The organism is Burkholderia gladioli (assembly GCF_000959725.1).
In the GTDB taxonomy this organism is placed as follows: Bacteria; Pseudomonadota; Gammaproteobacteria; order Burkholderiales; family Burkholderiaceae; genus Burkholderia; species Burkholderia gladioli.
Map to the genome: position 1 here is coordinate 1,491,564 of NZ_CP009322.1, position 14,014 is coordinate 1,505,577.

Here is a 14,014-nt window from a genome sequence, read left to right on the forward strand (position 1 = left end):
CCGGGCCGGCCGCTCATTTCAGGTGCGCGCGCAAGCGTTCGACGATGGACTCGAAGCTCGGGCGGCTGGCCACTTCTGCGCCCAGGCAGGCGGCCGTGAGCGCCGCCAGTTCGTCGAGCGCGGCCGAGCGGCCCGCCTCGGTACGCTCCAGCAACTCCTCCAGCAGGCAGCCGAAGGCCCGCACCTCGATGCGCTGCAGGGCGAAGCGGCGCGCCTCGTCCTGCGTGTCGTACAGCGAGGCCGCGCCGAAATCGCCGAGCAGCGCATGGCCGGCGCCATCGTGCAGGATGTTGTGGGCATACAGGTCGCCATGCACGATGCCGCGCCGATGCAGATGCGCGGCCGCCGAGGCGATGCCGTGCGCGATCCGCAGCGTGGTGCCGAGGCTGAAGCGTCGATCCTCGGCATAGACGTCGCGCGTGCAACTATCCAGGCTCGGCGGTCCCGCCAGGTTCTCGAAGTCGTGCTCGACCAGCGGCATCACCAGCCCCTGCTCCTGCATCGGATGGCCGCCGAGGCGGCCCAGCGCGCCGATCAGGCTGGCATGCGTGCCGGCATGCAGGCAGGCGGCCATCTCGCGGTCCGGCAGGCCGTCGCTGGTCACCGCGCCCTTGAACAGCTTCACCGCCACCGCCTGCTGCGGATGATGATCGGCCGACAGGCGCGTTGCGCGATAGATCACGCCCGAGGCGCCCTCGCCGAGCTTCTGGCCGAGCGCGAGCGTGTGCCAGGCGATCGTGGCCACCGAGCTGTCGGCCATCGCCTCGGCCTCCAGCGCCGCGGCGAACGGGTTGCCCGCATACGCGAGCCAGGCCAGGCGCGGCAGCCGCAGCAGCCACTCGGGCAGGCTCTCGAAGCGGTTGGCCGCCAGCCGCACCAGCTCGAGCCGCGTGCAGGCCGCCATCTCCCCGGGCAGCGCGGCCAGCCGGTTGCCGGCCAGCATCAGCTTCTGCAGCTCGGCGCAGCGGCCGATTTCGGGCGGCAGCGTCTCGATCTGGTTGTCGGTCAGGATCAGCCAGCGCAGGCGCGGCGGCAGGGCCGCGCCCGGCACCGAGCGGATCCGGTTGGCCTTGAAGCCGATCATGCTCAGTTGCGCGCACTCGCCGAGTACCGGCGGCAGTTCGGTGAAGGGATTGTTCGAGGCGAACAGCACGCGCAGGCGGCCCAGGCGGGGCAGGTCGTCGGGCAGGCTGGTGAGCGCGTTGCCCGACAGGTCGAGCACCTCGAGCGTGTCGGCCAGCTCGAAGATCTCGCGCGGGAATTCGGTGAGGCCGGCGGCGAGCTTCAACTGCCGGGCACCGGCGAGCTTGCCGGCTTTCAACTGTTCCACGGTGGTGGTCACGGTCGGTGGCGGCGGGCGCCGCGATAGTGGGGAACGCTTCGATTCTAGCGGCATCGATCGCGGCGCGACAGCGGATCGCAAGGCGGCGCACCGGTTCCAGGCGCCCCGGTTAACCCTGCCGGGTCGAGGCATGGCCCGCTCACGACGCGGCGCACAACGCGGCGCATCATGCATCGCCCTCGCTCCGGGCACGGGGATTGCCCCTCGCCGAGGGTAGCCGCGCGGCCGCGCCGGGCCCCGCGCCCCGCGATGCCCGTCGCACCGCCCCGGCAGCGGCGTGCCGCGCCGTCGCCGTGCTAGCGTGGGCCGGGTAATTTCTGCATGTCCCGCCCGGCCGCGCGCGGCCTGTCCGCCATCTCCGCCATCCAACGACACCGAACGAGGGCCCTTCGATGACATCCGCACCATCCCCCGCTTCCGGCTCCGCCGCCTCGGCACCGCTGCCCGCGCCGCGCGACCCGCATCTGCGCGAGCTGGCCAACTGCATCCGCTTCCTGTCGATGGACGCGGTCCAGCACGCCAACAGCGGCCACCCCGGCGCGCCGCTCGGCATGGCCGACATCGCCACCGTGCTGTTCCGCGACTTCCTGCGCTTCGACGCGGCCGATCCGCACTGGATCGATCGCGACCGTTTCATCCTCTCGAACGGCCATGCCTCGATGCTGCTCTACAGCCTGCTCTACTTGACCGGCTACCAGGACATGACGATCGAGCAGTTGCAAAACTTCCGCCAGGTCGGCAGCAAGACCGCCGGCCACCCGGAATACCGCCACGCGAACGGCATCGAGCTGACCACCGGGCCGCTCGGCCAGGGCATCGCCGAATCGGTCGGCATGGCGCTGGCCGAGCGCATCCTCAACGCGAAGTTCGGCGACGAGCTGGTCGACCACTACACCTACGTGTTCCTCGGCGACGGCTGCCTGATGGAGGGCATCAGCCAGGAGGCCATCTCGCTGGCCGGCCACCTCAAGCTGGGGCGGCTGATCGCGTTTTGGGACGACAATTCGATCTCGATCGACGGGCCCACGCGGCTGGCCGTCTCCGATAAGGAGATCGAACGCTTCCGCGCCTCCGGCTGGCGGGTGCTGGAGATCGACGGCCACGACACCGATGCGATCCACGAGGCGATCGCCACCGCGCGCGCCAGCGACGAGCAGCCCACCCTGATCGCCTGCCGCACCATCATCGGCTTCGGCTTGCCGACCCGCGCCGGCACCCAGAAGGCGCACAGCGACGCGCCCGGCGAGGAGGAGATCGCCGGCGCGCGCGAGCGGCTCGGCTGGCATTCGCCGCCGTTCGAGATCCCCGAGGCGCTGCTGCGCGAATGGCGCGAGATCGGCGCGCGCGGGCGCGAGGCGCGCATGGCCTGGGCCGAGCGTGTCGAGCAGGCGCCCGATGCGCTGCGCCGCGAGTTCGAGCGCCGCAACGACGGCAAGCTGCCGGCCGATTGGAAACAGGCGATCGCCGAAGCGCGCCGGGCCTTCGTCGACAGCGGCGACGAGATGGCCACCCGCAAGGCCAGCGGCGCCGTGCTCGACCGCCTGTTCGCGGCGATCCCCGAGCTGCTGGGCGGCTCGGCCGACCTCACGCCCTCGAACAACACCAAGGCGAAACAGCAGGTCGAGATCGCACCGGGCCGCTACGACGGCGCCTATATCCACTACGGCGTGCGCGAGCACGGCATGGCGGCCGCCATGAACGGCATCGCCCTGCACGGCGGGCTGATCCCTTACGGCGGCACCTTCCTGTGCTTCTCCGACTATTGCCGCCCGGCGATCCGCCTGGCCGCGATGATGCGTATCCGCACCATCTTCGTGATGACGCACGACTCGATCGGGCTCGGCGAGGACGGCCCGACCCACCAGCCGGTCGAGCACCTGGCCGCGTTGCGCGCGATTCCACAGCTCGGCGTGTATCGCCCCGCCGACGCGGTCGAGACCGCCGAGTGCTGGGAACTGATCCTGGAGCAGCCGCGCCGCGCGGCCCTGCTCGCGCTGTCGCGCCAGCCGCTGCCGCTGCTGCGCCGCGATGCTGCCGGCGAGAACCGTTCGGCGCGCGGCGCCTACGTGCTGCACGAGGCCGAGGGCGGCCCGCGCCGGCTGACCTTGCTGTCGACCGGCTCGGAGCTGCAACTGGCGGTGAAGGCGCGCGAGACGCTGCAGGCGCAAGGCGTGCCGACGGCGGTGGTATCGATGCCGTGCCGGCTGCTGTTCGAGGAGCAGGACGCCGCCTACCGCCGCGCGGTGCTCGGCGATTCACCCGCGCGGGTGGCCGTGGAGGCCGCCGTCGAGCTGGGCTGGGAGCGTTACCTGGGCCCCGAGGGCCGCTTCGTCGGCATGCACGACTTCGGCGAATCGGGCAAGTACGAGGCGGTCTATCGCAAGTTCGGCATCACCGCCGAGGCCGTGGTGCAGGCCGCGCGCGAGGTGCTGGATGCGTTGGACCAGCCGGCTGGCGGCCGCTAGGCCCGCCGCTCACACCGCCGGCGCCGTGACTTCCACCACCTCGCTCACGCTCTTGCGGCGCCGCGCGAACCACGACATCGCCGCGCGATCGAGCGCGGTGCAGAGCACCAGGTAGAGGAAGGCCACGAACAGGAACACCGGGATCGGATAGACCATCAGCCGATTGTTGACCTGGGTGGCGACGAAGGACAGCTCGTTGACGCCGACGATATAGGCCAGCGAGGTGTCCTTCACCAGCGAGACCCACTGGTTGACGAAGGACGGCGCCATGATCCGCACCGCCTGCGGCAGCACCACCTCGCGCAGCGTCTGCCAGCGCGTCAGGCCCAGCGACAGCCCCGCCTGCCATTGCGCGTCGCCGACCGCGACGATCCCCGCGTGCACCGAATGCGCCAGATAGGCGCCGCCGATCAGCGACAGCGCGCAGACCACCGCCGCCAGCCCCGGCACGTCGACATGGAACAGGATCGGCAGCAGGAAGTAGGTCCAGAAAATCAGCATCAGCACCGGAATCGCGCGGAAGAAGCCGATCACCACCAGCAGCGGCACGCGCGCGGCGCGCCCCGGCATCGCCAGCGCGATGCCGGCGGCGAAACCGAGCAGCCCCGAGGCGATCGCCGAGGCCACCGCCAGCACCAGGGTGAGCGCCGCGCCGCCCAGCGGGCCGTCGGGGAAGGCGCCGATCAGCAGGTAGCGCAGGTTGCCGGCGAACAGCTCCCAGGGCATCATCGGCGCGCTCCCAGGCGGGTATCGCGCAGATGCCGGATGGTGTGCAGCGCGGCCTCCAGCGCCGCGATCGCGAGGATATAGAGCAGCGTGGCCACGCCGAAGGCCTCGAAGGTGCGGAAGCTTTCGGTTTCCACCTGGCGCGAGGCATAGGACAGCTCGGCCAGGCCAATGGCCATGGTCAGCGAGGAATTCTTCACGAGATTCATGTATTGGCCGAACAGCGGCGGCAAGGCGATCCGCACCGCCTGCGGCAGCACGATATGGCGGAATGCCTGCCAGGGCGTGAGCCCGAGCGCGGCGGCGGCCTGCCATTGGCCCTCGCGCACGCCGGCGATGCCCGAGGCGAACTCGCCGGCCACGAAGGCCGCCGTGTAGCAGCTGAGGCCCAGCCAGCCCGCCAGGAATTCGAACGAGGGCCAGCGCAGCGCGCCCGCCGGCGTCGGCAGGACGTGCTGCGCGTTGAGCCAGGCGATCGCCTCGTCGGGCAGCAGCGTGGCCGCGCCGAAGTACCAGAAGAACAACTGCACCAGCAGCGGCGTGTTGCGAAAGGCGCCGATGTAGAGCCGCGCGACGCCGCGCACGGCGCGCCAGCGCGAACGGCCCGCCAGCGCCAGCGCGGCGCCCAGGCAGGTGGACGACAGGCCGGCGGCGAGCGCCAGCCCGAGCGTCACGCCGAAACCCTGCCACAGCCACAGCAGGTACTTCGGCGCGAGGAAGCTATCGATCATCTTGGCTTGCTGCCGTTACGTCGCGAGGCTCAGGTCTTGTCGCCGATCTTGAAGGTGCGCGCCAGCGGCGTCTTGGTAGTCGGCCCGAACCAGCGGTTGTAGATGGTGTTGGCGGTGCCGTTCGCCTCCAGCCCCTTGAGCGTGTCGTTGACGAAGGCCACCAGGCGCGGCTCGCCCTTCGGGATGCCCACGCCCATGTAGTCGTTGGTGATGGTGAACGGCGGGATCTCGTACTTCTGCTTGTCCGGCACGTTGGCGAGCAGGCCCACCAGCTTGGGGCCGTCCTGCGTGATCGCCTGCACGTTGCCGGCGCGCAGCGCGGCGAACGCGAAGGGCGTGTCGTCATAGGCCACCACGGTCGCCTTGGGGAACTGCTCGCGCACCGCGATCTCGTTGGTGGTGCCCTTGTCGGCGCCGATGCGCAGGCCGTCGAGCTGGTCCTTCGACTTCAGCACGCCCTTCTTCGCCAGGAACTGCTGGCCCGAGGAGAAATACGGAATGCTGAAATCGACCTGCTTGGCGCGCTCGTCGGTGATCGTGAAGTTCGCCAGCACCAGGTCGACCTTGCGCGAGGTCAGGAACGGAATGCGGTTGGCGGGGTTGGTCGATTGCAGCTCGAGCTTGACGCCGAGCTTGTCGGCCAAGGCGCGGGCATAGTCGACGTCGAGCCCGACGATATGGTTGCTGGCCGGGTCGACATACCCGAAGGGCGGGTTGCTGTCGAAGGTGGCCACGCGCAGCACGCCGGCCTGCTTGATGTCGTCGAGGCGATCGGCGTGGGCGAGCGAGGGTGCGAGAGCGGCGAAGCCGGTGAGCGCGGCGAGCGTCGTAGCGAGCAGTGTCTTTTTCATCTTGGCGTTCCGTGTGCGGTGGTGATCCCTGCACCGGCATCGATCGTGTCGACCCGGTGGCGCGCCATGTTGACATCGGCCGCCGCGCCGGCGAAACGATGAATTCTCCTGAACAAAGCAGCAAAGCTGCTAAGCGGCGCGGATTCGGAAACACCGGGAAACAACGGCCGGCACCACGGCCGGCCGCGGCGACTGGCTAGGCCGATCGCGATGATTTATCATCGGGCCCATATCGCGGGCCGGCCTTGTCGAAGCGACCGCCCGCCTCGCGCCGCGCCCGGCCCCTCCCATCGTCGAGCCCGTCACATCATGAGAAAAACCATGCCGCGCGGGCCCCTGCGCAGCGCCGCCGTCCTCGCGCCCGCCCTATCCCTGCCCCTGGCCGGCTGCGTCTCGCGCGGCGCCCCCGCCTATGAATTGTTCGGCGCCTACTTCCCGCTCTGGCTGCTCAGCGCCGTGCTCGGCGTGATCGCGGCGATCGTCGCGCACCGCGTGTTCGTCGCCACCGGCTGGGCCGCCACCGTGCCCTACCAGCTCGCCGTGTGCAGCGCGCTCGGGCTGGTGGTGGCCGTGATCGTCTGGCTGGCCGGCACGGGGCCCTTCGCATGAAGGCCGCCGGCCTCGCCCGCCCCTGCGCGAAGGGCCGCCTGATCGCGCTGGCGATCGTCGTGCTCGGCATCGCCGCGCTGGCCTATGCCTGGCATCGCACCACCGCCTATCCCTCCACCGACGACGCCTCGATCGACGCCGACGTGGTGCACGTGGCCTCGCCGGTGGGCGGGCGCATCGTGCGGCTCGCGGTGCACGAGAACCAGCGCGTCGCCAAGGGTGCGCTGCTCTACGAGATCGATCCCGTGCCCTATCGCCTGACGGTGGCCCAGGCCCAGGCCGACCTCGAACTCGCGCAAGCCTCGCTGGCCACGCGCCGCCGCTCGCTGATCGGCGAGCGCGCCAACGCGACGGTCGCCGCCGAGCAGGTCAAGCGCGCCACGCAGAACTACGACCTCGCCACACGCGACGTGAACCGGCTCGCGCCGCTGGCCGCGCAGGCCTATGTCAGCGCCCAGCAGTTCGACCAGGCCAAGGTCCGCCAGCGCGACGCGGCCGTCTCGCTCGCGCAGGCGCGGGAGCAGCAGCGCGCCTCGGCGCAGACCATCGGCGACGAGGCCGACGCGATCGCCACCCTGCACGCGCGCGAGGCCGCGCTGGCCCGCGCGCAACACGCGCTCGACGACACGGTGGTGCGCGCCCCGCACGACGGGCTGGTGACGGGCCTGTCGGTGCTGGAGGGCGAAACCCTGGCGCCGAACCAGTCGATCTTCACGCTGATCGATGCGAGCGAGTGGTTCGCGGTCGGCAACTTCCGCGAGACCTCGCTGAACCGCATCGCGGTGGGCGACTGCGCCACCGTCTACTCGATGATCGACCGCGGCCGCGCGATGACGGGCAAGGTGGTCGGCATCGGCGCCGGCATCGCCGACAGCGATCGCATCAACCTGCCGCGCTCGCTGCCGATCGTGCAGCGCTCGGTGAACTGGGTGCACGTGGCGCAGCGCTTCCCGGTGCGCGTCAGGCTCGACGAACCCGATGCGCGGCTGGTGCGCGTGGGCGCCAGCGCGATCGTCGAGGTCCGGCATGGCTCGGCCTGCCGCTGAAATCCGCGCGCCGGGCCCGCGCGAGCTGCTGCGCCTGCTCGCGCCGTTCCCGGGCCGCGCCGCGATGGCCTGGCGGATCGCCCTGATCTGCGCCGTCACGGTGCTGGTGGCCAGCGTCTACGGCACGCCCGAGGCGGCGCTGTCCGCCTACGTGGTGTTCTTCCTGAACCGCGCCGACCGCGTCACCAGCAGCCTGCTGGCCGTCGCGCTGATGCTGATCGTGACCATCGTGATCGCGCTGGTGCTCGGCGTGGCGATCCTCAGCATCGACTACGCGATCCTGCGGGTGGCCTGCATGGTGGTGCTCTCGGTCGGGCTGCTCTACCTGACCTCGGCCAGCAAGCTGCGCCCGGTCGGCGCGATCCTGGCGATGATCGTCGGCTTCGGGCTCGACGAGCTCGGCCTCGCGCCGTTTGGCGAGGCCGCCACGCGCGCGCTGCTCTATGTCTGGCTGATGGTCGCGATTCCGGTGGGCGTGTCGATCGTGGTCAACCTGCTGGTGGCGCCCTCGCCGCGCCGGCTCATGCTCGGCCAGCTCGCCCGGCGGCTGCGGCTGGCCGCGCGGCGGCTGCAGGGCGACGAGGCGGCCCGCGCCGGCTTCGACGCCGCCCTGCGCGACGGCGACAAGCCCTTGCTCACCTGGCTCAAGCTGTCGAAGCTGGAAGGCTCGACCGCCGCGGCCGATGTCGGCCCGCTCCGGCAGGCGATCGCGTCGAGCACCGCGCTGCTGGTGACGGTCGCGCTGGCCGATCGCGAGCCCGAGGCGCGCTTGCCCGACGAGGTTCGCGCGAGCCTCGCCGCCACGCTCGACGAGATGGCCGGCATCCTCGAACGAGGCGGCTACCCGGTGGAGGTAAGGCTCGCGCCGCCGCCGGCCGAGGCGCTGCCGCCGCTCGCGCGCGCCGTGGCGACCGAGCTGCACGCGGTGATCACGCATTTCGCCGAGCCTGCCGAGCCTGCCACGCAGGCCTCGCCGCCGCCCGCCGCCGAAACCGCGCCGTCGCCGAAGCCGAGCGGCGGCTTCTTCCTGCCCGACGCGCGCAGCAACCCCGACCACGTCCGCTACGCGCTGAAGACCACCGCCGCCGCGATGTTCTGCTACCTGTTCTACTCGCAGCTCGACTGGTCCGGCATCCACACCTGCTTCATCACCTGCTACATGGTCTCGCTCGGCTCCACCGCCGAGACTGTCGAGAAGCTCACGCTGCGGATCGCCGGCTGCCTGGTCGGCGCGCTGTTGGGCACCGCCGCGCTGGTGTTCGTGGTGCCGGCGCTGTCCTCAATCGAGCAACTGCTGGCGCTGGTGCTGGTGGGCGCCTGGCTGTCGGCCTGGGTTGCGTTCGGCTCGCCGCGCATCGCCTACGCCGGCTTCCAGGTGGCCTTCGCCTTCTTCCTGTGCGTGATCCAGGGCGCCGGCCCCGGCTTCGACCTGACGCTCGCGCGCGATCGCACGATCGGCATCCTGATCGGCAACCTCGTGGTCTACCTGGTGTTCACGCGAATCTGGCCGGTCAGCATCGGCAAGCAGATCGACGTGGCGCTGGCCGCGCTGCTCGGCCAATGGCGGCGCCTGGCGACGGTGGCGCAGCCGGCCGAGCGGCGCGTGCTGGCCGCCGAGGCCTTCGCGCGACACGGCGCGATCGCCCAGGAGCTCGGCCTGATCCACTACGAGCCGTCCTGGGTGCGGCCAGCCGCAGACTGGCTGAGCAGCCGGCGGCGCACGCTGGCCGAGCTCGGCGCGCTGGAAACGCCGCTGTTCCTGCTCGCCGAGCGCGAGCCCGGCGACGCGGCGATCGGCGCGCGGCTCGCGCGCGTGACCGAATTGAACGACGGCGGGCTGGGCGCTGGCGGGCTGAAGGACGGCGGCCTGAACGACAGCACGCTGGGCGACAGCACGCTGAAGGACAGCGAGCTGAACAAAGGCAAGCTGAACAACGACGAGTTGAACGACGGCACGCTGGATGGCGGCGAGCTAAACAACGACAAGCTGAACGACGTCAATGCACCCGCCGTCAGCACCTCGGCAATGCCTTCCGTCACCGCCGCCGCCCCGCATCCCGAGACAGGCACCGCCGCCACCCCGCGCGATGCCTTGCTGAACCTGATCGACGCGCGGCTGGCCCGGATCGCCGAGGCCGCCCGTCAAGCCGGACCGAAGGAGCCCGCCCCTCATGCGTCGACCTGAATCGACGGCCGCCCCCATCGCCACCGCCCTCACCGCCGCCCTGGCCGCCAGCCTGGCGCTGTCAGGCTGCGCGACCTCCTCGATCGAGCTGGCGCCGGAAGCGCCCGATCGGCCCTGGACGGCGCCCACCTCGGCACAGGGCGAGATCGTCTCGTCGCCGGCACGCGCCGTCGCCCAGGGCGCCGCGCGCGACTACACGCTGCCGGCCACGCCCGCGCTGGCCTCGGTGGCGCCGCCCGCGGCGCTCGACGCCGCGCATCCCTACACGCTGCCCGAGTTGATCGACCTGGCCGAATCGAGCAACCCGCTGACGCGCATCGCCTGGAACGACGCGCGCAACGCGGCGCTGGCGGTCGGCATCGCCAAGGCGGCCTACCTGCCGCAACTGTCGGCCACGGCGATGGGCGCCTACCAGACCAGCCACGGCTCGACCTCGACCCTGCTCGGCGACGCCTCGAGCGACAACACCGCGCACGGCACCATCTCGGCGCTATCGCTGCAATGGCTGCTGTTCGACTTCGGCGGGCGCGCGGCGCGCGTGGAGGTGGCCGAGCAGGCCTCGATCGCCTCGAACGTGGCCTTCACGGCGGTGCACCAGCAGGTGATCCACGACGTGAGCGTCACCTATTACCGCTACGACGCCGCGCGCTCGCGGGCCCGCAGCGCGCGGCAGGGGCTGGCCAACGCCGACGCGATCCTGGCGGCGGCCCGCGCGCGGCTCAAGCACGGCGTGGGCACCGTGGTCGAGGTGGCGCAGGCGACGCAGAATCGCGCCCAGGCCAATCTCGCGCTGGTGCAGGCGCAAGGCAGCGAAAGCGACAGCTACCTGGCGCTGGTGTCGGCGCTCGGCATCTCGCCGCTGTCGAGGCCGCTGATCGCCGAACTGCCCGAGCGGCCGCTGCCGGCCACGCTGGGCGCCTCGGTGGACGCGATCGTCGCCGACGCGATCGCGCGCCGTCCCGACCTGCAGGGCGCCTATGCGATGGAGAAGGCCAATCGCGCGAAGATCCGCGCCGCCGAAGCGGCCTTCATGCCGAAGGTGTTCCTGTCGGCCTCGACCTCCTATGCAAGCGGCCACACCGCGATCTCGGCGCTGCCGGCGATCGGCGACCAGTCGCCGACCGTCAACCTGAACGGCAGCCGCTACGGCAGCGGCGTGTTCCTCGGCGTGACGATTCCGCTGTACGACGGCGGCCTGCGCTCGGCCGTGCTGATGCAGGCGCGCAACGACGCGCAAAGCGCCTCGGCACGGCTCACGCGCACCCAGGATGAAGCGGTGCGCCAGGTGGTGGTGGCGCAGAACGCCGTGCAGACCAGCCTCGCCTCGCACGAAGCGGCGCAAGCGCTGGTCGAGGCCGCGCAGACCAGCTACGACGCGGCGCTGACCGCCTATCGCAGCGGCGTGGGCTCGATCACCGACGCCACGCTCGCCCAGAGCCAGTTGCTCGCGGCGCGCAATGCCGAGGTGGACAGTTACGCCGGCGCACGCTCGGCGGCCGCGGCGCTCGCGCTGGCGACGGGGACCATCGGCTCGTCGTCGCCGTGAAGTCGCCGTGAAGTCGCCATGAAGCCGGCTGGATATCGACGAGGAATCGCGCGAGCTAGCGCGCCACCGCTTCCGCGGCCTGCGCCGTTTCCTCCGCGACCGGCCGCGCGACGCGCCAGCCCAGCAGCAAGGCACCCGCCATCAGCAGCGCCGCGATGTAGTAGGCGAAACCCGGCATCGGCCGCGCCAGTTGCGTGCCGATCGACCAGGAGAAGGCCGCGCCGTAGACCAGCGGCCCGATGATCGCCGCGAGCCCCGAGAAGGCCTGCAGGGACCCCTGCAACTGCCCCTGCTCCAGTTCCCCGACGCGCCGCGTCATGAGCCCCTGCAAGGCCGGCATGAACAGGTTGAACAGCACGTAGACGGGCATGATCGCCAGGTAGGCGATGCCCGTGGCCGCCAGCCCGAAGCAGGCGTAGCCGATCACGCCGCCGGCGGCGCCCAGCAGCAGCGCGCCGCGCTCGCCGACACGCGCCACGATCGGACCTACCAGGCCGACCTGCACCAGGGTGCCGAGCGCGCCGCTCAACATCATCACCAGGCCGATCTGCGCCGGGCTCCAGCCATAGCGATAGCCGCCGTAGAGCACGAAGATGGTCGGCGCCACCATCCAGGCCAGCGGAAACAGGAAGGCCAGCAGCGCGAGCCCGAACAGGTCGCCGCGCGAGCGCAGCCAGGCGAAGGACGCGAAGGGGTTGAGGCGGCGCCAGTCGAAGCGGGCCGCGCGCGCCTCGGGCGCCAGCGATTCGGGCAGCGCCTTGAGCCCGTAGAGGAAGTTCAGCGTCGCCAGCACGCCGGACAGGTAACAGGGCAGCCGCAGGTCGATGCCGGCCAGCAGGCCGCCGAGCACCGGCCCGGCCAGGAAGCCGAAGCTGACCGCCGCGCCGATCCGCCCGAAGGCGCGCGCCCGGCCCTCGGGCGGCGTCACGTCGGCCACGTAGGCATTGGCCGTCACCAGGCTGGAGGCGGTCACCCCGCTCAGCACGCGGCCCACGAACAGCCAGGCCAGGTTCGGCGCGAGCGCCATCGCGAACGCGTCGAGGGCGAAGCCGAACAGCGAGACCAGCAGCACCGGCCGGCGCCCGATGCGGTCCGACAAGGCGCCGAAGGCCGGCCCGCAGACCAGTTGCATCGCCCCCCAGGCCATCGCGAACAGGCTGCTCCACGCGCTGGCCTGGGCGGTGTCGCCGCCCGTCATCAGCTTGATCAGGTTCGGCAGCACCGGCAGCACGATGCCGAAGGACAGCGAGTTCATCAGCGCGGTAGCCAGCAGGAAGCCGAACGCCGCGCGCGAATCGCGGCGCGGCCCGGCCTGGCTCGCCACGCTCACGACGCCGGCACCGGCGATCGGGCCTCGCAGGCGCGCAGCGCGTCGAGCAGTGCCTCCACGCGTGCCCGCTCGACCTGCGCATCGTCGTGCGAGAGCGCGATCAGCGCCGCCAGCGCCGCGCTGTCCTCGATCGCCGAACGATGCGCCGCCGACAAGGCGGCATCGGCCAGCAAGGCCGCGCGCACCGGCCTCAGTTCCTCGGCCAGCAGCGCCAGGCGGCTTCCCGGCGCGCGTTCGACACCCTGCGTCGCGAGATGGCGGCGGCCCCAGTCGTCCAGCGCGGCGATCGCGAACAGCGCGGCGCCCCAGGTCCGGCCGTGCTCCAGGAAGCGCGCGCCGGCCGCGACGAAGTCGAGCCCGGCCGGCGCGAGGAAGCCCTGGCGGAACTCTTCGAGCCGGTCGCCGGCATAAAAGCCGGGCAGCGCGCGCGTGGCGTTCGAGGCGCCGAGGATCTGCCCGAGCGTCGGATACCACCAGAAATTCACCGAGACCGACACGCCGGGCGCGCGCACGTGATGCCACCAGAACACCGGCATGAACAGCAGCTCGCCGGCGTGGATCGTGAAGCGCATCGCCTCGGCGCGCGCGTAGTCCGGGTAGGCCGCCAGGTCGGGCCGGTCCGGTTCGACATTGGACAGGTGCGCGGTAGCCGCGTCGTGGTGATACGGGTACAGGCGCGGCGTCTCGTCCGGCGCGAACAGCGCGAACTCCTTGCTGCCGTGCAATTGCGCGAACAGGTTGTTCGAGTAGTCGAAATGCAGTTGCGACGAGGTGCGGCGGCCGAACCAGAGATTGATCATCGGCCGGTTCGCCGCGATCCACTCGGGCACCACCAGGTTGTCGAGCAGCTCCGGCAGCAGTTGCGGAATCGACTGCTGCATCACGTAGACGTGGTCGTCGGCATCGGCTTCCAGCATGCGCCGCGCGGCCGTGCCGAAATCGACCTCGGCGTTCTCGAAGGTGTTCGAGCGGCGGATGTCCTGCGAGGGCTTGAGGCGGTAATAACCGTCGCTGGCCGTGCTCAGCGTCACGCGCCGCTCGCCCGCCACGTTCGCCAGGTACTCGGGCGTCCAGCGCTCGGCGATGCGCCAGTCGTGCAGCGCGTCGGTGATGATGACGGGCCGGCCCTGCTCCAGGAAGCCGCCCTCGTTGAATTCCGCGCGGGTCACGCGTGCAATCATCT

General features: G+C 71.3%; 11 protein-coding genes. 5 read left to right on the forward strand and 6 right to left on the reverse strand.

Annotated features, from left to right (window positions below; all coding sequences use genetic code 11):
• Positions 1 to 13 precede the first annotated feature (13 nt).
• Complete coding sequence (locus tag BM43_RS07085; protein ID WP_036056126.1) at positions 14 to 1,342, reverse strand: leucine-rich repeat-containing protein kinase family protein; 1,329 nt, start codon at positions 1,340 to 1,342, stop codon at positions 14 to 16.
• 392 nt (positions 1,343 to 1,734) lie between these two features.
• On the opposite strand from BM43_RS07085, the gene tkt reads away from it, so the two are divergent.
• Positions 1,735 to 3,807, forward strand: a complete 2,073-nt coding sequence (gene tkt, locus BM43_RS07090) for a transketolase (protein ID WP_036056121.1) — start codon at positions 1,735 to 1,737, stop codon at positions 3,805 to 3,807.
• Positions 3,808 to 3,816: 9 nt separating this feature from the next.
• On the opposite strand, the gene BM43_RS07095 is transcribed toward tkt, so the two are convergent.
• From BM43_RS07095 to BM43_RS07105, 3 genes are read right to left on the reverse strand one after another with little or no spacing between them, the layout of a single operon-like run.
• Positions 3,817 to 4,533, reverse strand: coding sequence for an amino acid ABC transporter permease (locus BM43_RS07095; protein WP_042284547.1), 717 nt, complete (start codon positions 4,531 to 4,533; stop codon positions 3,817 to 3,819).
• The gene (locus BM43_RS07100; protein ID WP_017920662.1) at positions 4,533 to 5,264 is read right to left on the reverse strand and encodes an amino acid ABC transporter permease; all 732 of its coding nucleotides are present in this window, start codon (positions 5,262 to 5,264) and stop codon (positions 4,533 to 4,535) included. Before BM43_RS07100 ends, BM43_RS07095 begins: the two co-directional genes overlap by 1 nt.
• Before the next feature lie 29 nt (positions 5,265 to 5,293).
• Complete coding sequence (locus tag BM43_RS07105) at positions 5,294 to 6,115, reverse strand: ABC transporter substrate-binding protein (RefSeq protein WP_036056119.1); 822 nt, start codon at positions 6,113 to 6,115, stop codon at positions 5,294 to 5,296.
• Positions 6,116 to 6,424: 309 nt separating this feature from the next.
• On the opposite strand from BM43_RS07105, the gene BM43_RS07110 reads away from it, so the two are divergent.
• From BM43_RS07110 to BM43_RS07125, 4 genes are read left to right on the forward strand one after another with little or no spacing between them, the layout of a single operon-like run.
• Positions 6,425 to 6,724, forward strand: a complete 300-nt coding sequence (locus BM43_RS07110; RefSeq protein ID WP_036056118.1) for a hypothetical protein — start codon at positions 6,425 to 6,427, stop codon at positions 6,722 to 6,724.
• Complete coding sequence (gene mdtN / locus BM43_RS07115) at positions 6,721 to 7,770, forward strand: multidrug transporter subunit MdtN (protein WP_036056115.1); 1,050 nt, start codon at positions 6,721 to 6,723, stop codon at positions 7,768 to 7,770. Before BM43_RS07110 ends, mdtN begins: the two co-directional genes overlap by 4 nt.
• Positions 7,751 to 9,955, forward strand: coding sequence for an FUSC family protein (locus BM43_RS07120; protein WP_036056110.1), 2,205 nt, complete (start codon positions 7,751 to 7,753; stop codon positions 9,953 to 9,955). The genes mdtN and BM43_RS07120 overlap by 20 nt, the downstream gene beginning before the upstream one ends.
• Entirely contained in the window at positions 9,942 to 11,501 is a 1,560-nt protein-coding gene (locus tag BM43_RS07125; RefSeq protein ID WP_036056109.1) for a TolC family protein, read from the forward strand. The genes BM43_RS07120 and BM43_RS07125 overlap by 14 nt, the downstream gene beginning before the upstream one ends.
• Positions 11,502 to 11,556: 55 nt before the next feature.
• Here the strand turns inward: BM43_RS07125 and BM43_RS07130 are convergent, their stop codons facing one another.
• Together BM43_RS07130 and BM43_RS07135 are read right to left on the reverse strand one after the other, a co-directional pair.
• Positions 11,557 to 12,831, reverse strand: a complete 1,275-nt coding sequence (locus BM43_RS07130) for a tetracycline resistance MFS efflux pump (protein ID WP_042284543.1) — start codon at positions 12,829 to 12,831, stop codon at positions 11,557 to 11,559.
• Positions 12,828 to 14,012 (reverse strand): cupin-like domain-containing protein, encoded by a 1,185-nt coding sequence (locus BM43_RS07135; protein WP_036056108.1) that lies wholly within the window; start codon positions 14,010 to 14,012, stop codon positions 12,828 to 12,830. The genes BM43_RS07130 and BM43_RS07135 overlap by 4 nt, the downstream gene beginning before the upstream one ends.
• Between the last annotated feature and the right edge of the window lie 2 nt (positions 14,013 to 14,014).